The 23,047-nt window shown below is 52.5% G+C and carries 15 protein-coding genes; 10 read left to right on the plus strand and 5 right to left on the minus strand.

The genetic code is table 11. The features are described 5' to 3' along the window. Window positions 1-93 precede the first annotated feature (93 nt). A complete protein-coding gene (locus OKW98_RS15335) occupies window positions 94-2,217 on the plus strand; it encodes a response regulator (protein WP_265385520.1) in 2,124 nt (707 codons plus the stop codon). 13 nt (window positions 2,218-2,230) lie between these two features. Here OKW98_RS15335 and OKW98_RS15340 read toward each other — a convergent pair whose 3' ends face one another. Next, window positions 2,231-2,890, minus strand: a complete 660-nt coding sequence (locus tag OKW98_RS15340; RefSeq protein WP_265385521.1) for a BON domain-containing protein — start codon at window positions 2,888-2,890, stop codon at window positions 2,231-2,233. A gap of 835 nt (window positions 2,891-3,725) precedes the next feature. Next, entirely contained in the window at window positions 3,726-4,352 is a 627-nt protein-coding gene (locus OKW98_RS15345) for a glutathione S-transferase family protein (protein WP_265385522.1), read from the minus strand. Window positions 4,353-4,685: 333 nt separating this feature from the next. Between OKW98_RS15345 and OKW98_RS15350 the strand changes: the two genes are divergently transcribed. Next, the gene (locus tag OKW98_RS15350; RefSeq protein ID WP_265385523.1) at window positions 4,686-4,934 is read left to right on the plus strand and encodes a CsbD family protein; all 249 of its coding nucleotides are present in this window, start codon (window positions 4,686-4,688) and stop codon (window positions 4,932-4,934) included. 329 nt (window positions 4,935-5,263) lie between these two features. Here the strand turns inward: OKW98_RS15350 and OKW98_RS15355 are convergent, their stop codons facing one another. Beyond that, entirely contained in the window at window positions 5,264-6,103 is an 840-nt protein-coding gene (locus OKW98_RS15355) for a sugar phosphate isomerase/epimerase family protein (RefSeq protein WP_265385524.1), read from the minus strand. A 1,985-nt stretch (window positions 6,104-8,088) separates the two neighbouring features. Between OKW98_RS15355 and OKW98_RS15360 the strand changes: the two genes are divergently transcribed. From OKW98_RS15360 to OKW98_RS15380, 5 genes are all read left to right on the plus strand, one after another. Next, a complete protein-coding gene (locus tag OKW98_RS15360) occupies window positions 8,089-9,399 on the plus strand; it encodes a tyrosine-type recombinase/integrase (RefSeq protein WP_265385525.1) in 1,311 nt (436 codons plus the stop codon). 676 nt (window positions 9,400-10,075) lie between these two features. Further along, window positions 10,076-12,649, plus strand: coding sequence for an AAA family ATPase (locus OKW98_RS15365; protein ID WP_265385526.1), 2,574 nt, complete (start codon window positions 10,076-10,078; stop codon window positions 12,647-12,649). 420 nt (window positions 12,650-13,069) lie between these two features. Then, entirely contained in the window at window positions 13,070-13,801 is a 732-nt protein-coding gene (locus OKW98_RS15370) for a hypothetical protein (protein WP_265385527.1), read from the plus strand. A gap of 111 nt (window positions 13,802-13,912) precedes the next feature. Next, on the plus strand, window positions 13,913-16,684 hold the full coding sequence (locus OKW98_RS15375; RefSeq protein WP_265385528.1) for an ATP-binding protein: 2,772 nt from the start codon (window positions 13,913-13,915) through the stop codon (window positions 16,682-16,684). Window positions 16,685-17,048: 364 nt separating this feature from the next. Continuing rightward, window positions 17,049-17,930, plus strand: a complete 882-nt coding sequence (locus tag OKW98_RS15380) for a restriction endonuclease (protein ID WP_265385529.1) — start codon at window positions 17,049-17,051, stop codon at window positions 17,928-17,930. Window positions 17,931-18,029: 99 nt separating this feature from the next. Here the strand turns inward: OKW98_RS15380 and OKW98_RS27535 are convergent, their stop codons facing one another. Both OKW98_RS27535 and drt2 read right to left on the minus strand, forming a co-directional pair. After that, window positions 18,030-18,431: a hypothetical protein gene (locus OKW98_RS27535; RefSeq protein WP_416147236.1), complete on the minus strand. Its 402-nt coding sequence runs from the start codon at window positions 18,429-18,431 to the stop codon at window positions 18,030-18,032. 131 nt (window positions 18,432-18,562) lie between these two features. Further along, window positions 18,563-19,840 carry an antiviral reverse transcriptase Drt2 gene (gene drt2, locus OKW98_RS15385; RefSeq protein ID WP_265385530.1) on the minus strand — a complete coding sequence of 426 codons (1,278 nt, stop codon included), beginning with the start codon at window positions 19,838-19,840 and terminating at the stop codon, window positions 18,563-18,565. Window positions 19,841-20,746: 906 nt separating this feature from the next. Here drt2 and OKW98_RS15390 point away from each other — a divergent pair. The 3 genes from OKW98_RS15390 to OKW98_RS15400 all read left to right on the plus strand — a co-directional run bounded on the left by OKW98_RS15390 (window position 20,747) and on the right by OKW98_RS15400 (window position 23,046). Further along, entirely contained in the window at window positions 20,747-21,661 is a 915-nt protein-coding gene (locus OKW98_RS15390; protein ID WP_265385531.1) for a hypothetical protein, read from the plus strand. Window positions 21,662-22,086: 425 nt separating this feature from the next. Further along, window positions 22,087-22,275: a hypothetical protein gene (locus tag OKW98_RS15395; protein ID WP_265385532.1), complete on the plus strand. Its 189-nt coding sequence runs from the start codon at window positions 22,087-22,089 to the stop codon at window positions 22,273-22,275. A 63-nt stretch (window positions 22,276-22,338) separates the two neighbouring features. After that, entirely contained in the window at window positions 22,339-23,046 is a 708-nt protein-coding gene (locus OKW98_RS15400; protein WP_265385533.1) for a DUF6875 domain-containing protein, read from the plus strand. Window position 23,047: the final 1 nt, after the last annotated feature.

The following is a 23,047-nucleotide window of genomic DNA, read 5'->3' on the forward strand; positions in this document are numbered from 1 at the left end:
GCGTTAGCCGATCCATAACCGAAGGATCAACATCGCTAAAGGTCATGTCTTGCGCGCGCCCCGACGACAGGGACTCAGGTTCGAAGGGGCTGTATGTATAAAACTGATGAGCTCAATCAAACTTCAATTCGAGAGGTGCTGTGTCAGTCAGCTGCGCCAATTCTGTTTCTCGACAGCGACTTGAATATTGTGTTTTTCACGCCGGCAATAACCCACGTGTTTAATATGCTGTCCAGCGATAAAGGACGCCCGTTGGCTGATCTCTGCTCCCGAGCGGCGACCATCCATTTGTTGTCCGAAGTTCAGGAAACACTAAACAGTGGGGCACCCTGCGCAACATTTATCACATTGAGCAGTGGCCGCTGTTTCGATTGTGTCATCACGCAGTGTCCGCCTTGGGAAAGCGGAAAAAATGCAGTGGTGCTGGTGTTCACAGAGACCACAGAAGAGCGACGCCTCGGTAGTAAACTTGCCAGTGTTTACGAACACGCATCGCGCCAGCACATCACCCGTTTGCAGCGTTGGAGCTCCGCGGATCAACGGCTTCGCCAGTCTGCGCAAGCCGTCGCCCTAATTGCAGGTCAGCTCGCGGCGACGAAATATGACCCGTTCTGTTCAGCTTCCGGGTTGGTGGAGCAGTTGGGTGAAAACATGGAAGTTTTTTTCGGTCGTCTTGCCACCCAACTGGATGGAGACAGTGATGACGAAGAAATAAACACTTCCGATGCGCTGGACTTTTCAATCCAAGACATCTTCGATCGGTTGGCGGTGGATCTCTGGCCTCTGGCGTCGGTCCGAAAAATCAGAGCGCGCGCAGTCGCCAGTACGGTACAGGTAAGAAGTTACCCGGATGGTCTGGCAAGGATACTGGGCAACGTGATCTTCAATGTCGTAACTCATATGAGCGGCGAGAGACTGTCGTTGGGGTGCAGAAGGCGCTCCGGGTGGGTGGATATAGAGCTCAGATACACGGGACAGGGAAGACGCACTGACGCGTTATGCGTGTTGTCCACGTCAGACACGGAAGACTCCACAAGCGGAGTCCCGGGCAGTCCGAAACTATATATTCCAGGCGTTCAGTTGCAGGTCAAGACTCAGCCGGGAAAAGGCACGCTCATCTCAATCAGTGTGCCGCTGTCGCGCTCTCACAATCGTCCGGCCGGCTACATCTGTTCTAAAAACTCAAACACACAGGTGTCGGCCGGCATGCTATTGATCGTTGAACCTGATGATCGCTTGCGGGACTTGCTGAGTTTCGCCCTCGGCAAGCTTGGCTACCAGATTGCCGCTGCCAGCGACGCATGCACTGCTCTTGAGTGTATTGCTCACTCGGGCGTCCAGCCGGACCTCATCCTGACAGCTTACGCACTTGGGCAGCAGATTGACGGGGTACAGCTGGTACAAAAGATGCGCGAGCAGTTCCGTAGGGCAATACCTGCGATCATATTGAGCACCGAGAACCATGAACGGGTGTGTCAGCTGATTTGGGCAGGTAACTGCACGCTGCTTCGAAAGCCCGTCGGGTTAAATATGCTCACTTTTATCGTCAGCACACTGCTGAGAACAGCGCTCCAGGAAACGATCAAACTGTCTGTAAAGTCAGATCGCCCGCCGATTATATTTCTGGTAAACGATGACGGGCTGTTAAAAGCCACGTTACGTCAGTCACTGGAGGCCGACAGCTACGAAGTTCAGGATTATTCTGGCTGTGCGGAATTCCTCGCCAGTTACTCTCCGGGCCGCCAAGCCTGTCTGATTGTAGATGCTCATATGTCAGGTATGAACGGGCTGGAACTGGCCAGGCGACTAAGGGCCGATGGTGACGACCTGCCCATCATCATGATCAGCAGCCAAAGCAGCATTTCATCTGTCGTGGACGCCATGAACGTCGGGATCTGCGATTTTATAGAAAAACCATTCCGTCGCCAGGACTTGCTGACCCGTGTGGCCAACGCCTTGCTCACGTACAAAAAGACCGAAATCCTGCGAGCCAGCCGCAAATCAGCCATCGATCATATCGCTCATCTTACCGTGCGTCAGCGTCAGATCATGGCCATGGTACTGGCGGGGCAACCCAGCAAGAACATAGCCGTCAACCTGGGCATCAGTCAGAGGACCGTTGAAAAGCACAGAGCATCGATCATGTCTCGGACGGAGGCAAAATCCATCCCCGAACTGGCCCGTCTTGCCTTGGAGGCAAGCGCATTGGCTCGGTGAGATGTGGCGACTGTTAACGGTGCGATGAGACGATCAGGTGAGAGACGACCCTCTGTACTCCGGCAGTACCCGATGCAGTCGAGCGTGCCATCTCCAGCTCGGGAAGTGACGCTACCGCCCCGGTCAGGGTGACTTCACCATGGTTGACCAGAACCTCGATACCATGGGCGTCAATGCTGGCTCTGCGCCTGAATGCCGACTCGATATCCGCCTTGATCGTATCAGGGTAAGCGTGAGTCTTTATGGTGATATCGTTGTTAATCCCTCTGATACCCTGCAGGTATCGCACGGCATAACCGGCAGTTTGTCGCTGATGTTCAGACTCTACTTCGCCTGAGAGCACCAGCCAGCCATCTGACACATTGACGCTGATTTTATGACCTGCAAGTGAGGCATTCCATTCCAGCGCATTGACCGCTGCCAACACAATATCGCTGTCGGTGCGAACATGATTAGAGGAGACGATCACTTCAATATTATTTATCAGCGCGACTACCCTTGATACCTGGGAGGCGGCTTCTTCAGCGTGCCATTTTTCGGCATGACTGCTTACCTCGCCGGAAAGCGTTACCGTTCCATCACTGACATGCACCAAAATATGCTTCGCCTCCAGGGCCAGATCCCAGTTCAGTTCTGCTATTACCTGCTGGTGCAACTCTTCATCCGTAGTCATCTGCAACGCTCCAGTGGTTCACAAGATAAGGTGACTGATCCAACGGATAGTATCGCGTTGCGACTGTTCCCAGCAGGATCGGAAAGTACTCACGAACCGAGACCGGCCTGCTTGATATCAACGATCATATAGGACTTTATGACTGACTTTTTATCAGGGCGTCATTGTGCCAATAGCCAAGCTAGGGAATTCCAAAATCGCGAACATTGGAGAGAGACAATTCAAAATTCGCCATGGTCATCATAGCCTGGATAATTTTCAATTTCGGCAGTCGAAAGGTGAACGAAAACATTTCTGAATGAGCGGGGCTCTCCGGTGGTCGTTATCGACACAACTGCATAGAGATAGCATCCAATTCACGATCAAAACTGGCGTTCTCTGCGGCGCTCAGGAAACCCTGTTGAGTCACGAAGCCTTGGGTTTTCACGCGCACGTCCTGTACACGGTTGATCATCTGATTAGCTTCAGCTTCGGTAATCTTTCGTGCCTTTCGGGCTGTGCTGATATCCGCAGCCAGGACATTTGCCCTTGCCGATATATGGGCCTGTCGTACATCAGTGATCGTCCCGCCTGTCTCACCTGCCAGCGTACGCTGCGCCTGTAGAACGCAGCCTGTAGAACGCAGCCTGGCAGGATGGGGCCTGGTTCGGCAGCAACAGCTTGCAAGCTGAACGCTGTCATCACCATCAAAACGTACTGCTTCATGAACACGACTCTATGGGATTCGTTGTGAACGATGAACACGCTGTATTCGAGTACGATACCCCAAATCGGTGGTTCAGCCTGCGTGTGGGAGTTCTGTCATAAACGTCCTCTGAGCCTGCGTATTTAGCGCTCAGCCCGCGAACTTGTAATCACCGCCTTTTTCTATCGCACTGACATAGGCCGGCCGCGCCTGGAACCGGTCGATCCACGCGGCTAGGCTAGGGTAGTTGTGCAGCATGCCCTGGGACTTTGCGAACTCGCCAATAAAGCTCATTTGGATATCCGCGCCGCTGATTTCTTCACCCAATAAGTATGGGGTAAGTTTCAACGCGTTCTCCAGATAACCCAGGTAGTTTGCCAGCTCAGATTCAATTCGCGGCTGCAGCGGCTTGCCAGCTTCCCCAAGGCGCCCGACATAAAGGCTGAGCATCAGCGGCAGCATGGCCGACCCTTCTGCGAAATGTAGCCATTGCACATATTCGTCGTAGGTGGCGGTGGCCGGGGCAGGTTGCAAGCGGCCGTCGCCGTGGCGGCGGATCAGATAATCGACGATAGCCCCGGATTCGATCAGCACATGAGGTCCATCCTGAATAACCGGTGATTTGCCCAGCGGGTTTATGGCTTTCAATTCAGGCGGCGCCAGGTTGGTCTTGGCGTCTCTTTGGTAGTGCTTGATTTCGTAGGGCAGGGCGAGCTCTTCGAGTAGCCAGAGGATGCGCTGCGAACGGGAATTGTTGAGATGGTGAACGATGATCATGAGGTTCCCTATGAGATGCAAAGGTGTGTAAGGACAGACTGTTGTGTCGCACCGTCGTTCTAAATGGTTGCGAAATCAGCAGTCGGTAGCATCTTCTCGAAGGCGGCGCCTCGGTGATGATGCAAAACCTGATTCGCGATACGTTCGGCGGCCATTGGCATTGAGGTGATCTCCTGCAGTGACGCGCAGGATGGCGGAGGGTAGGGGGCATGATGAGGAATCCAGAGGCTCATCCTCGCTGAACTAATCACTGCGCCCGTCCCCTAATTCTGCGCAGGTTGCGCCAATCCCAGGCTGATCCTGGGTCACTCACACACGAAGTTTTGGTGAATTATGAAGAGCGAACAGGTAGAAGGCGTTGTAGAACAGGTTGCCGGCAAAGCACAGAGCGCAGTTGGGAAACTGTTTGGTGATTCGAAGCTGGAGGCGGAGGGTACTGGTCGCCAGGCTTCTGGTCAGTTGACCCAAGCCTATGGCGATGCCATGGACAGCGTATCTGCGTTTGTTAAAGAGAAACCAGTCGCTGCAGTTGCAATTGGTGGAATTGCTTTGCTGATTCTAGACCGTCTCTTCCGCCGCTGAGTGAGGAGAAAGGGAAGCTCCGCCAGGGGCGTTCCTTTAAGTTTAGAGTTTCCTGCCCCCAAGACTGTCCACTGGCAGCTTCGGGCGGCGGGATGCGTGGCCGGTTTTCTTCTGGGGCCCGCTGTTTATTTTGCTTACGATGCGAGTCATCCCCGGAAACAATGAACCACTCATTCAATTCATCCCTGGGCACCTGATTCCGATAACGCCAGTTCTCCATACTTTACCTCGTACCAGAGCATCAGACAGCCGTTCGGTGGTCTCACGAATCCGAGGCCTGGCCCAGCGGACGTCCGCGGCCCTGGTGATCAGGTTGAGATAGGTCAAGGTCAGGCTTGAAGTAACAGGCTGTCGAAGATTCGCATACTGGCTTCGATGGCCAGGCTGATTGTCGAAGCGTCTCTCCACAGCGAGTCAGAAACCGAGTCTGAGAAGATCTCCAGAACATACTCACCCGTGTAGCCACACTCCACCAGTCTGCGCAGTATGGGTAAAAAGGAGATCTGACCCTCCCCGAGGGCACGTCGGTCATGCAATGACCTTGGGCGACGCCAGTCAGCTAGCTGCACCAGAAATAGCTTCTCTGATGTGATTGATTCGATAAAGGCCGGATCCTGCCAGCTGTTGTAAATATCGAGGCAGACGCCAAAGCTTTTTTTGTCCACCGATGCGGCCATCTCCTGAGCTTGGCTGTAGGCGAAAAGAATAGAATTGGCGTTCATAAGCGATGGGCCGAGAGCCTCCAGAGCGATCTTCATCCCCTGATCTTCGGCATGGTCGGCCAGAGTCTGGTAACGCTGCACGCAGCCTTCCCAAACTTTGTTCTCGTTGCCATCGGGATCAGCTCCAGTGTTTGTGACCAAAGGCAGACCTTTCCAGTATTTGCCAAACAGATCCACCGAGCCAATGAGATTTTCCAGCCTGGCCTCCGGAGACTCTGGCTGCGGTGCTGAAGCGGATGGAAAGACTGTAAGCGTCTTAGGTTGGATGGACGTAATCCGAACACCGCTTTCTTTGATATACGCCAACTGATCATGAGCCTCGCTACGATCAACCGAGAGCTTTTTCTCCACTATCTCCAGTCCGCAGTCCAGTGTTTTGCAGAGGGCCAAGTCCTGCTCTAATGTTAGTGGCTTGGTGGTGATCTGGCTGATAGCTAAGCGTTGCATAGTGCTTCCTGTGAACTTGGTTCGTATGAATTGCGCCATTCGCGGAAGCAGCCATTGGCTGCCTCGACTGATAGGAGCAGCTTAAAAATTCTCGGTTCAAATAGATCCGGGTAGGCGGCAACTGCGCGGTGTCTGAGCTGGCTCTATCCCGGCGGGCAAGAACTGGCCATTCGCCGAATTGCTAGGCAACAGACAGAAGCCGAGGGGATTCGACATTCAGACACATCATTTAACATAATATACATTATGCGTAACACTATGTTACGCATCTGGCCCAGTGCCCCAGGCAATCGAACGTGGCGCTTCCGCATTTCACGAGCCTCTGTCCCAGGCATCTAGTTTCACGCCAAACCCAACGCTCACTTTCGATGATCACAGTGTGACCCCCCTGTAAAAATGGCGCTTTAGGTGGCGCCCACTGTGCCTAGTCCGAAAGCCTTGTAGACCGTGCCTTTGCGAGCAAGCAATCCTTACAGATCTCCAATCCAGCGCTTTTTAATTCTGGCGGAATCGGTCGTACACCCAGGGTTTGGACATTTTCCGTCGGATCGTAGCGCCGTACGCTGCTGAAAAAGGGCTTCATGTGAACCGATAGGCATTAATTTAGACTAGGTTCATCCAGCGCATTAGGCCTTGAAATGCGAGACATCTTTTGAAAATGACCGAACCCTTTAAAAGTAGACACGCCCGTAACCCAATGAATATGGCGGTTTGCGACTCCCCTCTGCCATGCCATGCCACGCTGCCCCAACTGCATGGCGTCAGATCATACCGGGCTCATCCGCCGAAGCGAGATGCCACCAAGACCGATGATCAGGAGGCTGCACCTAGGTGATCAGAAACTCGCCTGCGGCGTGGAGGTAAAGCCTAGTTATGGACTAAAGCTCCCGGTCTGCATAGCGTGGATAGCGATGGAGCAAACGATTAGAGCGGATAAAAGCGCAATTAACAGCGCTAAATTTGCGGGGAAAGGCTCTCTAAAACAGGACTCAAGACTGAAGCTTCAAAGAAGCTTCATTATAAACCATCAATGGTTTTCCATTTCAAGGGTATATTTAATGGACTGATAGCCGGTTATAGTCAAGGGCCTCTAACAAATCTCACGACATTTTTTATAAAAATGTTCGAGACTTTTAAAAGTGGACGTCCCCACGAATTATGGCTATTCAGCATTGCGCTCCGTATATGTGGGGCACATGACTTCTGACTTTTGAAAGCGACCGAATCCTTTAAAAGTGCCCCGAAAAAATTCAGGCATCTAGAGGTGCTCCAAAATCTAGATCCATTTTTAAGTCGTAAGCAGACGCATTTGCGTCTGCAGCAATATCCGCCGCTCGCTGACGGTGAATGAAAGGTTTGCTAATCACTGTGCCTACCTAGCATAGGCCTGGCTGGCCGTGTTTTAAACAGTGCAGCGGTCGGCTTATCGCGGCCGACGATTCCCAATTGGTTTCAATAAGGCCAGCAGAGGTTGAAGCTCTGGCCAAACACCAACCACTCAGAGCTCCCGCACCAGCTGCGTCAAAGCCGAATCGAAAGCAAGTCAGCTAACCCAAACCTAAGGAAACCCGACTCTCAATTAACGTCAAAATAGAATAATGTAGACATTTCAGTTCATATTTCTAAATTACTAAGAAAACCCTAAGGCTCCTTCAAAAAGAAAGGTAGAGGTCTCGAACGAATAACCTCAACAACAATATACTGTTAAATCAGAGCGACCTGACGTGCTAAGTTGTGGGTCTCGTACGGCTTCGAGCCTAAGTCAAGACTTGATGTCAAATTTTGTCGTGCGTGCTCGCGTCATGAAATCTGAAACAGCGGAGTTGCGGGCAGGCACGCGGACGGCTAGTATCGGACATTGCCAAACGATCATTCTATTAGTCAGCGGATGGCGAAAGCGGGGATGTGAAACATACCCTTCCAACTTCCAGTTACTACTAATACTGGAAGTTTCTTCAACGCTAACTCATTCGGTAAGCCTTCTAATGTCTCAGCTGCCCCGGCCCATCTTCGAGTCTTATGAGATCTTCATTGATCAAGACTTCAGTTCGCCTGAGCCTGGAATGGTGTGCGTCCGAGTCTACTTGGATTCATTCGAGCCCGCGGCTGAGGCTCACAAGGGTTACCTTGCAACGCGGGGTTTTCTGAGGTCATTCTCGGAGAACAGTTTTACGTTTACGTCCTACCGCACGCATGTGGAGCGCTTGCTCCTTTGGGCGATGATCGTTAAGCGTAAACCGTTCGGCCACCTCAAGCGCCAAGACGCCGAGGACTATCTTGAGTTTTGCCGCAACCCTCCGGCAGACTGGATTGGCCCCATTGTCCGCGGACGTTTTGTCTCCAGTGGCCACACGGAGTCAACGTGGGACGATCTGGTTATGCCGAACGACAAGTGGAGGCCGTTCAGCCTGAAATCGCCCAAAGCTGCTCATCATGAGAAGGAAAGCTGCGATAAGCCTCTGGTGCTGGCGGTGTCCGCGAACTACCGGGCGTCTCAGGGCACCATCAACCAGGTGTACTCTATCTGTAGTCGTTTCTTCGAGCATCTCGTTGAAGATGGAGTAGTAGCCGCCAACCCGTTTCGGATGATCAAAAAAAAGGGACAGAATCGCAGCTCCCCGCAGGAGGAAGGCGCACATCGTGCGTTAACGCCGCTTCAGTGGGACTACGTCCTGGAAACTGCTGAGCAGATGGCGCTGGCTGAGCCCGAGCGCCATGAACGAACGCTTTTCATCGTAGCCACCCTCTTCGCCATGTACCTTCGAGTTTCAGATCTCGTCGGCCGGCCCAATTGGCATCCGGTCATGGGCGATTTTCGACAGGACGAGGAAGGAAACTGGTGGTACCACGTCATAGGCAAGGGCAACAAGGCCGGGAAGATCGCAGTCAGAGACGAGTACATCGCCAAATACATGAAGCGCTACCGACGCTTTCTTGGCCTGCCTGAGCTGCCGCAGTGGGAGGAGCAGACCCCTTTGCTCACGACGCTGCGTGGCAGATCAGGTCTTTCAGGACGACAGGTGCGCGCCCTCCTCCAGGCTGTTTTTGATAACGCGTTGTCTCGGATGCGAGATGAAAACCGAGAGGAGCACGAGTTGATCAGCCTTAAAGCTGCCTCTGCCCATTGGCTGAGGCACACGGCGGCCACGTTTGATGCGCCGCTGCGCAGTGCCAAGGATCTGCAGCTGGACTTACGACACAGTAACCTCAGCACGACTCAGAATGTTTATTACCACTCCCACGATCAGGAGCGCAGCCGATCGGTGAAGAAAATTGGCATGCGTGACAGGGGCTGAACTGCGCAGATGGAGATGCCCTGATCTCCCACCCTGGGATCATTTGCCGAGCAGGAATTTCATCACCCAATCGGATGCAGCCCCCCGCTATTCTACTGAGTCTTAGTGATATTGATCCGTTTCATACTGATTTGATTTACCTCGCAGACCTGCGTTGGTGCGCTAGTCTGACGCCCCGTACCTCACTAAGGGCTCGAAGATTTTCGAAGAGTCTGTCCTTGGTTTTAGCCCATTGCCATGCATATTTCGGCACTGACTGCACACTACTTCGAAGTTACCAACGAGTTCCTCGTCAACTTTATCTCCCGGCCCGTTTGGTTGGTATCAACCTGTGCGCTAACCGCACAGCCGAGTGGCCCTGCTCGCTTGCTCTCTGCCTGGCCGCCCCCTTAGCATTATTAACGCCTCGGCAACAACAGACCGGCGCCCGCCTCTCAACGGCGCCGATGCCCTTCAACGGATAATGGCGTCAGGTACCACCCTGTTCTGCACCTGAAATGTCAACGACTTCTGCCATGAGTGACGTTCAGTCCCGCTTTTGGAGGTACCACCTACTAAAGCTCTTAGCCCCTGCCCCTTTTCCCAGGCCTGTGAAAGTATTTCCTTAAATGGCTTAGATGTGCACAGAATGCTCTGATAGCTTTTTGCTACGATCTACCATCAAGGAGGGAATACAGTGGACGTTCAGGCAGAAATTCGTGCATGGCTGCTCAAGCAAAATGACTGGCTACAAGAGGCCGCTGACAGGCTTCTGAAAAATGGAGAGCTGAGTCCAGCGGACATCACAGCACTGGTGGCCATCCTCAAGACGCCAGCCGGCCAAAAACCTACCAAGCACCGCGGTTTCGTGGAGTTAACTAACAAGCCCAAGGCGCAAGATGAATTACGGCTGGTTCGGATCTCGGAGGTTGTCGGAATCGAAAATCTGGAACCCCGTGTCCCGCTTGAGTTTGGCAACGCGAACCTAACCGTAATCTACGGCCACAACGGTTCCGGGAAATCGAGCTATACCCGCATTCTCAAGAAGGTGTCGGGCAAGCCTAGAGCAGTAGACCTCAAGACCAATGTTTTCAAAGCCACTCCTGCTCACAGTAAATGCGGTATCACCTCCCTACTCAACGGCATCGAGAGCCTTCATGAGTGGAGCGCAGGTGGTGCACCCGTGGATAAGCTGCGAGGCATCGACATCTTCGACAGTGACGAAGCCAGCCATTACCTGACTGCTGAGAGTGCTGCGACCTACATCCCTCCTATAATCGGGCTTTTTGAAAAGCTTGCCTCTGCGGTCGAAATGGTTCGGCAAATTCTGGATTCCGAGCAAGACAAGCTGGTGAGCACATTACCCGCACTCCCGCCGATTTATGGTACCACCCCGTCTAAAAAGCTCTATGGCGAGCTTGGCAAGCTGTCCGCGGCCGAAGTTGCAGCCGCCTTGCGCTGGGCGGCCGAAGATGAGCGCCGGCTGCTGGAGCTCGTGGAGCGACTCAAAACCGAAGATCCTTCTGCCCTGGCCCTACAGAAACGACGTACCAAGACCGAGCTTCAGAAAATCATCACGGCTCTCCAGCAAGCTTCGACTGCTTTTGGAGCCCACAATGTGCTGGCTTTGCGTCAACTCAAGCAGGAAGCGGTCTCGAAACGCCAGATCGCTATGGAGGGTGCCAAGGTAAAGTCAGCTGAGATTGACGGCGTCGGTACCGGGACATGGCGCGCTATGTGGGAAGCTGCCAGGAGCTATTCTGCAACGCCTTATCCGGACATTGCCTTTCCCGCGACAACCGATGCGCGTTGCGTGCTCTGCCATCAAGAGCTGTCTGAAGACGCCCAGCAGCGCTTGAAGGACTTCGAGTCCTTCGTGCACAGCAAGCTTGAGTCAGATGCCAAGGCCGCTGAAGCTCTGTATAAAAAAGGCCTTGATGACTTGCCAGGTATCACTTCTGAGCAGGATCTGCAGACTCAATGTCAGGCTGCTGGCGTGACCGACGAGGCGTGGTGGAATTACCTCAAAGGTTTCTGGCAACAAGCGCTTTCTGCCACAAATGCCCTGATTGCCCATGAAACCAATCAAGCTGCAACCCCCATCCCGCCAGCTGATGATGCTGTTGAGAAGCTTTCCGAGTATCGTGATCAACTGGAAGCAACTGCTGCCCAGTACGACCAGGATGCCCTGGTTTTTGATAGGGCCCTGGCCTCGAACCAAAAGCTCGCCTTGGAAGCGAAGAAGTGGATTGCCGAGCAGGCAGCCGCCATCGGTGTCGAGGTCGACCGCCTGCGCACGTTGAAAGATTATGACTCCTGGAAGGCGTTGGCTGGTTCTCGGGCGATATCGATGAAATCAGCAGAAGTGACCCAGGCCGTCGTCACCGAAGCGTACGTTGAGCGCTTCAATCGCGAACTTCTCGCGCTCGGTGCAACCCGGATACAAGTCGAGTTGGTCAAAACCAGAACCCGCAACGCCAAAGTTCTGCATCAGCTCAAACTTAAAGGTGCCCAAAACGGTCGCGCCATGCCCGACAGCGTATTGAGTGACGGGGAGCGTCGCATCATTTCCCTTGCGGCTTTCCTCGCCGACGTCTGTGACAAACCAGGCGCTGCCCCTTTCGTGTTCGATGACCCTATTTCTTCCCTCGACCACGATTTCGAGTGGTTTGTAGCATGTCGTCTCGTTCAGCTTGCCAAAACTAGGCAAGTGATTGTGCTGACACACCGATTGTCCCTTTACGGAATTCTGGAAGACCTGGCCCGCAAAGAGGGCGATAAATGGAAGTCAGATCATCACCAGCCTATGTGCATTGAGGCGTACGCGGGGGTTGCTGGGCACCCGGCCGACCAAGATGTTTGGAATGCCAACACCAAAAAAGCCAACAACTTGCTAATCACCAAACTAGATACGGCTCGCAAGGCCGGTGAGGCAGGTGGCGCTGCCGCTTACCGCATGCTCGCTCAGGGTATCTGCAGTGAATTTCGCAAGCTCATAGAGCGATCGGTGGAAGAGGACTTGCTCAATAAGGTCGTGCTCCGCCACCGGCGGAGCATTACCACCGATAATCGTCTGCACGCTATCCAGGGCATCCTGCCGGAGGACTGCAAGCTGATCGATACAATGATGACCAAATACAGCTGCTATGAGCACAGCCAGTCCAGCGAAATTCCTATCTTCATTCCGGATGAACCAGAGCTGCGACAGGACTTGGAGGCCCTCAAAGCCTGGCGTGACGGCTTGACCAAGCGACGCGCTGAAGCAGCATAGTCGTAAAGCCTGTGAAGGCCTTGCGGGCGGGAATGTGCCGGCGGCAGATTCCTTCCGCAGGGCGGGTCATGAAGGCCACCACCGGCACTGCCATTCAAAAGCTCTACTCATCCAGCAAGCCTTTAGCCCATCGTTCAAAAGCATTATGGCGTAATCATCTGCTCAGCCCCACCTGCGCTATCAGCACTGGCCAGTCACCGCATTCTCGACGGCGAACCATGTAGGTCAGAGAACAGGACGCTGCGCAGACCAGAGGCATCAGAGTCCTATCCATTTCAACTGCCCGCCGAGCTCTTCCCCAACATACAAGTTCGTCCGTTGTCCCATAGCATACGAAACTAAAGGTGAAGCGCTTGGCGCTGGTTGGCCGGAGATCGAGCTCACCACAATCACCCCTCTTCACTTCAAGGCTTGCTGTGCATGTTTAACTGGTTCCGACGAAAGAAAAGCCCCACTGTGATCCCCCTGTATATGCCCGGTGCAGATTACAAGGATCTGCCGGGTAGCTTGGAACCTTCGGTAGATGATGTCCGCTACGAAGCCCTTGAGTTCGAAAAAATGGTCAAGGGCTATATCGAGCGCAAAACGGGAAAATGGCCCAAGCACCAAAGTCTCGCGTCATTGATCAAGGACGAGCTCCCCAAATTCGATATGCACCCAGAAATTCCTGAGCTCTGGCCAAAATTTGTAGCCCAGGCGATAAAGCTCAACACCTGGCGAAACAAGATTGTTCACTCTGACCTCTCTAACGTCCAGGGCTTGCCTGACTTACCCGCGCTTTATGAGCAGTTTCGTAGTGCGAACACAATGCTCAGACCTTTCGGGTTTGTGGGCAGCAGATCGCGAGACAGATTCTCGGGCATGTGCTGGAAAGGCCCTCACCTTCACTTCAAAATAGATGAGACCCCCTACATCCTGAATGCGCGGGACATCGGCAACCTGCTCAGCGAGCTGCATCCATCGAGCCGTGGCAAAGTGCATTTTCAGAAAGGAAAGCTTGTAGGAAGCAAGGTGCGGGACTTCCGCTACGAGCGGCACACGATCTACATCGAAGACTGCGAGCCGTTCGAGCTGACTGAAGAGGAATCCATGGCGCTACAAGATCTGCTGATATGCTTTCTCGGCAACCATGAACTGGAGTATCGAGTTTGATCCTGAACCAAGGTCAGACGGGGAAACGCCCTCTGAGCTGCTGCTAGAGCGCTCGTGCGCAGCCCTGGCGGCACTTTTTATTTCGCCCAATTTTCTTAAGCTCGGATGACCATGGAAGCTCAAAAACGCACTCTCTACATCGATCAACTGGCCAAGGAAATCAGCTTGATCGGTCAGCCTTTTGAGATTTTTGGCGGCTTGTTTTTGAGGCTGGTGCTCAACGTACCGGTTGGATCACAGGGTGTTAACGCAGGCGGCTTTCCTGTAGCTGGGGTAGTGGATGGCGTATCAGCTGACGGGTTGATCGCTGCTGAATATTCAGCCGAGAAAGGTTACTTCACCTCCTCCATGGCCAAAGCTCGCAAAGATCTGGAGCACGTGCTGCGCAAAGCCCCGAGTGCCAGGGAAATCTATCTCGTCGCCGGCAGCAAGAAACGTCCTCAGATCGCCCAAAAATTTGTTGATGCGGTAATGAACAGTCCACAACTCCAGGGGCGGGTACTACACCTGCTTGGTGCCGAAGAAATCGCAACCAGCATCGTCGACCAGGGGCTGTTTAGTGACGACATCGTCCTCAAGATGAGCTCGTATTTGCCATCGTTAACAAAATTTGCTGATGAGGAAGCAGCCCAAGCCTTAGTGCCCATGCCTGATGCGCGCCGACTGTCCAGACCCCAAGTGGATAAACACATGGATGACCTTTTGTCCCTGCAAAAATGCATCGTCATTTCGGGGATGGCCGGAACTGGCAAGTCAGACACTGCTGCTGCCCTCGCACATCGCAACCGATCTCAATATCAGACAGTGATCTGGCTTGCTGGGGCAAATGTACAAACCATTGAAAAGCTATCGGCTGTGGCAATCAGCAGGATTGGTGAGCTGCGCAATGTAACGGGCCTTCTGAAGCACCAGCGCTGTCTGCTCATTATCGACGATGCCAATGAGAGTCTCAGAATCGAGAGCCTTGCAACGCTCTGCGCTCCGGGCTCGAACATCGTGGTCACGAGGCGAGCTGCCTCGGACGGTGCTTATCGGCTCCCATTGATGAGTCAAGATGAGACACTGACCCTGGTGAACAGGGACGTTGAACACTGCCCGCCTGAGGTATTCCCGAAAATCTGGGAGGCAGTTGGCGGACACGCGCTGACAATCAACCTCATTAACGCAGCAGTTGCCGAAGGCACGACCTGGGATGACATCGAACTAGACTGTCGCGCCCCGGGTATCCTGGACTCTAATGGGCAGACGCTGGCAGATATACTGCTAGGCAGGTTGCGTGCTGCGGTTCAATCGCCGCTCTCTGTTTTTCAGTGGGCGGGTCAACCCAATGTGGATGCTGAGTTGCTCAAAACGCTGACGGCGCCCAGTGCGATCCGGCTGGTGCAAAAGCACGGATTGGTTGCTGCTGATCGCCCCAACGTTGTCCGGCTGCATGACGTTGTGTTTAACAGTTTGAGTGTCCAGCCATGGTGGACTGACCAAGAGCGGGCAGCGATCACTGAGAAGGTCTGCGATTATTTAGGTCACACTGCCAGCAAAACGGGCCTGTCCTTTTGGTCTGCTGCGGTGAACCTTCATCGCCGAATCCAGCATTTGGTGAATTGCGGAGAATCCCACCCAGCCTTCATCTACGCCATTGCCCTGGTTTGGTCACCTGCAGAAGTACAACCCGCGCTTCTTGGTGATCCAGTGAAGCTAGCGGGGCTCGTCAGGGCAGGAACGGCCCCTACTCCCATCATCACAACAATGGCCCTGCTTGAAACAGTCGAGAAGCTGTACCTGTGCGACAAAATCACCGGGACGCAATACGCTCAAGATCAGTTGACCCTACGAATGCCGATGTTCGACGAACTAGAAAACGCTCCCGGACTGACGTTAAAGCAGCGTTCGGAAATTCTTCACCATAAAGGCAAAGCCCTAAATCGACTCGAGCAAAAGAGTGAGGCTCTCCGTATTTTCCGATCTGTCATGGCTGGCGAACATCCACTTGCCGAAAGTGAGGTTCAGATCATGAGACTGCTCAGACACCGCACCGCCGAGGAGAAGGTGGAGGCCTCACGAATAGTCGAACGCATCCTATGCGCCGCAGAATCTGCAGAACCTGTATCGCACTCGGTACTTTTTGCTGCCGTTGAGCATGCTGCCTGGCTCGGACGCGGCGACTTGCTTTTGCGCTATGAGCGTACCGTTGAAAAATGGCTGGTAGAGGCGGCGCTTCGAGAGATGCCTCAGGCGGTACAGACGCTTTCGTCGATTGCACGCTACCTGTCTCGGGAAGCACCCGTGTTTCTAAGCCGGCTATTGGGAAAGATTCCACGCCCTCTGATCGATGACATTCCTCAATCCGATAAGCGCTTCGATTGGGGTGATACGCTATTAGAGGCGTCACGCACTGCTGGCGACTCCGCCCTGCGACTGCAGTCGGAAGCGCTGGTGTATTTTGAGATCTTACCACCTAAGCCTTTCCACCAGCAGCGACATGCCGAGCTTCTACTGCTGATGAATAGGCCTGTTGAAGCGAAGCAACTGCTGGAGGTTAGAGGTGATCTGGCATCGGCCCCATTCGTTCAACGACTAATGGCGCTGGCCGAGCACCAGATGGGGAATCCCAACGAGGCTTTGTTCTGGATGTCGAAGGCATTTGAAAACCTCGAGCCTCAACATGAGAAGTTCCGATGCGTTTTCCATGAGCATCGATTTGATTTCATGTCAGCAATTGAGGGGGTAGACCCCGAACCTGAGCTAATAGCCGCAATAGCCCTGAGTGAGGCCGGACAAGAGCAACAACGCCTCAAGCTCAAACTCGCGAGGTATCACGAACAAGTCGGAGGTACGTCGGAGCAGAGTATTGCGTGCTTTTTATACTCATCGCCGGTGAGCTGACCATTCCAGCGAGGGCCTGCCGACGCGATCGACTTGAATCCAGTCAACTCTGCGTTTGAGCAGGCGTGTATCCCCCACGTTGAAAGCTGGCAACAGCTCTGCTCGTATGAACAAACCATCTCTTTCGGCCATGCCTCTTCACACGGCCCCAGGCAGACATAGACGGATTGCGTGGCGTAAGTACCTCACGCTGCCGAATGCACGATGGCATGTGTTGATCAGGGGGACTCCTTGGTACGTACCCGTGCCAGCTGGCGTTCCACGCTATACATGCTCATTCGAAGTGCTTCAGATAGGATACGGGCCTGCGCGTCGACGTGTTTGCGTCGGCTTTCAATGGTATTCAACTCGAACCCTAACCGCCATGTCCAAGACAACCCAACCGTCAATCCTAGGCCTAATAGAAACCCTTGAGCAGCAAGGTAACGAGCCCCCCAACAAACTAAACTGGAAGGATTTTGAGGATCACGTTCAATACGTTTATCAGACGCTTCTGAATCTTGGCGGACACAACATCGTCGTCGCGAAGGATGCTTGTTTGATGGGCAGAGAGGGCGCTGAGTATCAGATTGACGTTTATTACGAGTTTGAAGTGGCAGGGATACGCCATCGAGTTGCCATTGAGTGTAAGAATAAAAAAAGACGCCTGGAACGCAATGACATGTTGGCCTTCAAAGCCAAGGTTGGTGAGTTTTCTGATGTGATCGGAGTCATTGTCTCTGCGAGCGGTTTCCAGTCAGGCGCCAAGGACTTTGCGGAGCGGAACCGAATTACTGCCTTGAGTATCGAAGAAATCCCATCAATTGGGCAACTGCTGGGAATGCGGCTCCGTCACAACACAATACCGACGGAGCTAAGCGTGGGAATGCCTTTCTGGACTTTCTTCGACCTAGAGACCGGAGCACCATTTGGGTTAGGGCATCAGGAAGGTGTCCATGCGATCCTGTTTTGGTCAAAAAACCAAGCCGCCAAATACCAGGCTCGCAATGTACTAGCAGCGAACTGGCAGATTCGTGGGCTGGAGGCGCGCCATCTCTTTTCCTACATCCTTGTCGTTGATGCAATGAACGGAAGCTTTGTGACCGCCCCTCCGCCCAATCACGAACTGGCGGACGACGGTAACATGTTCAGCGTGATGCCCCGACAGATACTCATCGATGAATACTGTGAGCTGTACAAGGAGCAACTTCAAGTTCGGCGGGTAATGCCAGGCGCAATCAAAAGAGGCAAACCAGTAACCTGGTGACGCGGGGAAGATCAGGAAGGTTCAAGCCGTCTCAATGAGGGCGGTAATCGCGAGTAAAATCGGGGCTCTATACAGCACCGCAGCACCGTTTTTACGAGCCTACATCGCCGGAAACGAGACATATCTATGAACCGATTCGGTTTGATATTCAGGAAAGTTCTTACGCAATAGGTGGTTGCTGATGTGCAGCTGCAGGCGATAACGAAGCTCGACGTAGGAATGCGAAGGCTCAAGCCACCAGCGTTTCTCATGTGCCTGTGACCTGGAACATGAGCCACTGGGGACTTGACCTTCGCACGAAGCGGTTGACAGATAGCCACGCCCATTCTTCCAGGCTTTGAGCAACTCGTGGTTGCCACCCTTGGTTCCAACGACCTCACCTCTAGGCGGGTTTTTATAAACCTCATCTCTCGGGCCTTGCGGTTTTTTTCTCGACCGCGACTGGAGCGACTTCTGGCCGCTGACTGCCTGCGGATCGAGAATGCCAACAATCTCTCTCAAGCAAAGCCTTACTCACCTAACAGGACACGCCGCTTGGTTTCAAATTCAAACTCTTTTTTCAACCCGCTATAGGTTTGAGGATTTTGCCGTATCAACTCGACACGCTCTCGACATCATAGATCCGGGACTCTTTACAAACTTATCTCCTGACAAACCTTCCGCCAATGACCACGCAGCTGCTGTCTGATAGTCTTAGAATTCATGATCTTGGCGGCACGGTAACCGTAAGTGATGAAGTTTCTGCGCCCTAGATGAGTGTAACCTTTGTAGATCGCCCTTAAGAAAAGATCCTTATCAGTCTCGCCGCGCGACCGTCGGAGGACATTGACTCGATCTTTTGCTTTTTTTGCCAACCCCACCCTGACCTTCATCTTTTTGTAATAGCGCGTTAGCGAGGCTGGTCGAATGAAGGTGCGCTCGCCATCAAACATAAAACCAAGATACTGTATAGGTTTCCTTGCCCGAAGCTTACCGGAAGAATCAAAAATGAATTGCTGGATGTCAGTTTTTTTGTCTTGAATGTTAAGTAATATCTTCTTGATCTCCTCTCCAACAAACTCCTCAATATCATCTTCCGCACCTAGAGGGCAAATGATCATTATGTCGTCACAATACCTATAGTATACGGATTCGGTCGTAGACAAATGATGCAGTATTGCTCTATCAAAGCTGAGCATATACATGTTAGAAAGAATGGCACTTATAGGGGAGCCTTGCGGTATACCGTACTTTTCGGAATTCGGAGCGACAAGCTTGTTGTTACGGATAAGAGTTCTGAATTCCTTCGCGCTACACAACCTCTTATCTACAACAGTTGGATTGTGTACAGAAACGCCTAGCGCTTTGAAAGCTTCAACCCTGCTAACGCATGAATACTTTGTGATGGCTTTAAATACCGCATAGTGATCATCAGGCAGCTTCACTTCATCTATAATCTCTTGCCACACTCGCTTAAGAATATTGTGATTGAGTCTGTCAAAAAACTTTTCGATGTCAAAGCATAGTACGCTGCACTCTTTTCGAGCCTTGATCTCTTGAAAAGCATTGTTTGCGTGGTGAATATTGCTCTGCCCATCAAGTGAACGAAAAGCAAGAACTGATGTATGAAGCCCATACGCTTGAAGCTTCTCCTCATACTTCAATGAGAGGAGCGACGAATAGTAGGCATATATATTGGAATCCATATGTGCGGCGTAGGAGATTGGCCGCATCTTTTCCAAGACCTCAAATACCCTAAGCACCGAATGATACTTGATCTTTCTTGATACGGTGGCGTTGCGTATGAAGGGATAGAAGGAATGCTCGGATACTTTCCTCGGATCCGACACGTACATGACCGCAGCCTTTAAACCCACTGGGCGATCAAAATGCAGATAGTGTCTAGGTTTGAACCAACTGTTCTCTTCCATGATTTCCTGTTAAGCCAACCGGTGAGACTCGGATGGCGGCAATCCTGAGCGCCTCACCGGCTAATCTTAAATGTTCCCCACATTATCCACTTATACACATATGTAAGCGATATAAGCTAGGCCGCTGCTGCTAGGGATGACGTATAATGTCAGTATCACTGTTTGGATAACGCTTGGAGGTGCTCGATGAAGAGGTTCCGTGCATCATTGCTCAGTCTGCTGGTCGCTTTCGAGGCGAACCATTGCGAACTTGACAATCTGTGATTCACCTTGTGGCCAAATGCCACAAGCGCGATTATGCTAGCACACTACAAATCTAATCCCCAAGTGATATATCGCATGCTGGTTCACGCATTGATTTTCCCCTAGTACCAACGTCGGGATGGCCCTATCCGGCCCGCCCTTACTGGTCAGCAATGTGCCGATCGTCCGCCGGTGCCATCGCTACAGCCAAAGCCTGTTTGGCATTGCGTTAGATGCAAGCGGATCTATCTTCGCCACAGCTATGACCGCACCAGTCATGTAGCATCTCGGGCTCGCTTGGTTGAGACCGCGCTGACCGTAGATGTGGCTCATGCCGAATACAGACGCAAATCCGCAACTCGATGATCAAACGACGTTCCAAAGCGAAGCTCACAAGCCACGTCCCACAAGAATTGTTTGATTTGAGATGATGATCAACCTGGCGACCTGAGCTGACCTAGCCCTGCGGCTCTCACGGCGTTATCTGCACCCTCAGGCATCAACCAACTCTCCAACTGCAAGCTTCATAAATACCATGGCTAAGGTTGTTGAGAGCTGTTTCAGCAAAACCACTGGGATGCAGCGAAATCCCGGTAAGATCCGCCTGAGCCACACACGCTGCTTGGGCTGACCACATCCTGAGAGAAACCCAATGATTCCCCATTGCCTGCTACTCTGTCGATGAGCTTCTATCGCTTGGAACAACCATCCGCCGTCACGGTTACCCCGGCGCGACTCTTACTCTTGGGCGAAGAGTTATGGCTAAAGACAGCAGGACTCACGGGCCGGCTTGCTCCTGAGACCGCGTCAAGCCTCAGCGTTGCGCTCATACAATTAGAACCAGATTGCCCAAAAACCCCGGCACACCTGCCGCAAATCGAATTCAGCCCATGCGTCATCAACAGAGAATCAGACTATCGACACCGAACCGTCGAAGCCCTGCGCGATTACTGTCGTAGCCTTCTAAATACCGTCGAGGCGGATCCCTCCGCATCATGCCCAACAGCCCCTCGACAGAAACTCGACGAGCTCGGTTTGCGTACAAATCTGTGGTCTCTCAACAGAGCCACGACCCGTGCCATCGTCGAATATGCAAAGCTTTCCCGAGCAGATTCCTCATTGGCACAGCCGAGCACGGCTCATCGAGAGCTTCAATTCCTTCAGCTCCTGCTCAGTGCGTGCATCGACGAAGTCAGTCTTACCCTGGACGCATTCCTCCCAGCAGTCCTACGCACCCGGCTATTTAAGGCATTTGAAAGTAACGAGCGGATCCTGGACGCGAAAGTCCACAGGGGTGTTCCACCGGCGCTGCTCTGTTTGATCGTGCAGGGCTCTATGCCTCAACACGAGTTCGAGATGTTCGTTGGGCTTAATTCGGAATCGTCGAAAATCGAGGTGGTTAAGCTGAAGGCGCTTGGCATTTTAGCGGTGTCAAAAGCTAAGCGCGGCTGGGTCGAACCAGCACTACCGGGCTGGCTCGCGGCTTGCCTCCTGCCCCAACTTGAAGAATTATTGCTTACGTCAGTCGATGGTTCGAAACGGAAAATTACACCCAACGCGGGCCACTCGAACCCCTAGCTACATATACGATTCGGAAAGCCGGCATGTCATTCGCTAAGGCTAGCTTCCCTGGCCACCTGAAGCACCAACAGCTGATGCGAACGCTTTCTAAGTCTCGCTATGGGGACGACTAGGGGGACAGTTCAGGGGCGCTCCTGATGCTTCTGCGCAATGCTAAGCCCGTGAAAATTTGAGCTGATGCTGAAGCCCTCCGCACCCGGCATCCGAACCCCCTCTCTTTCTACATGGCTCGCCTCCTGGTCTTGCTCGCGACCTTGACGATGCGATGAGTGGGTGCGTCCACGGCAGTACGCGCCCAGCAAATCAAAGGTTAAACACATATTCTTACAATTTAGGTTGACTACAGTAATGGATCCAATCATTATGCAGATGCGCCTCAATAGCAATTGAGGTTAATTCCTATCTGTATACAAGGATATAGTATGCAAAGCAATTTCTCTTCTCCGGCTTCCGAATCATTCTCTCAGCAATTTTCTGACATCACTCTAAGTCAGCTTGCAAAGGCGAGTCTGTTCGGAAGGGCGATGTGCAAGCTAGGTATTGGCAAAGCGGAAAAGGTCAAGACCCGCTGCCCACGCGAAGTCTGCTTTGGGGTTGGCTGGAAGTGGTGACAATTTAAACAGCAAAAAAGGCTGGCATCTTAGATGCTAGCCTACCCAGGGAGGGTGACTACAATGAACGCTTGGACTGCCTGCACATTCGATTCCGCCCATGTTCCTGACTGGGCTGCAGACAACTATCAAAAAATCCTACCTTATGTCACGTCTTTTCTTACATCAAAACATCCCTATCGAAACGGCGTAATGTGCCCGTTCGTTCCGAAGGCGGTAAAAGAAGGCCTGATCTATTATACTTATTATCAAAACGATACCGCAGCCGGTAGCGGCCATGTACTCCGCAACTTACTTCTAGACTTCAAACGTCTTATCGGCGAAAGCAACGGAGCGATAGTAGTTATTCTCAAAGAAAACTTTAGCATTGAAGAACTGCTAAAAATACACATAGCGAACAAGAAGAGATGTATAAAATCGTCCGTAATGCTCGGCGCTCTGTACAAGACGAATTCAGCAACCAGCCTACACTCAACAGAATACTACCCTCTCAGGACACCAACGCCGACATTAGTTTTGAGAAACTTAACTTCCAGCGATTTAGTATTTCTGAATCCTACACACTATTCCCGGTTCGAGCGAATTGCTTTCTTATCTGCCTTCATTAGAAAATTTTCTGGAGCCGCGGAAAAGTCATCTTTCACCAGACAACAAGTTTCAACGGCTAACGAACTGAGAGCCAAATACCTAAAAGAATTGATAGGCTCCTGGGCAAAGATCATCACTGCGCTCATCCTTACAATCTCAACCTTGCTATTGCTCAGAGGGTAAG

The organism is Pseudomonas sp. KU26590, from assembly GCF_026153515.1.
In the GTDB taxonomy this organism is placed as follows: domain Bacteria; phylum Pseudomonadota; class Gammaproteobacteria; order Pseudomonadales; family Pseudomonadaceae; genus Aquipseudomonas.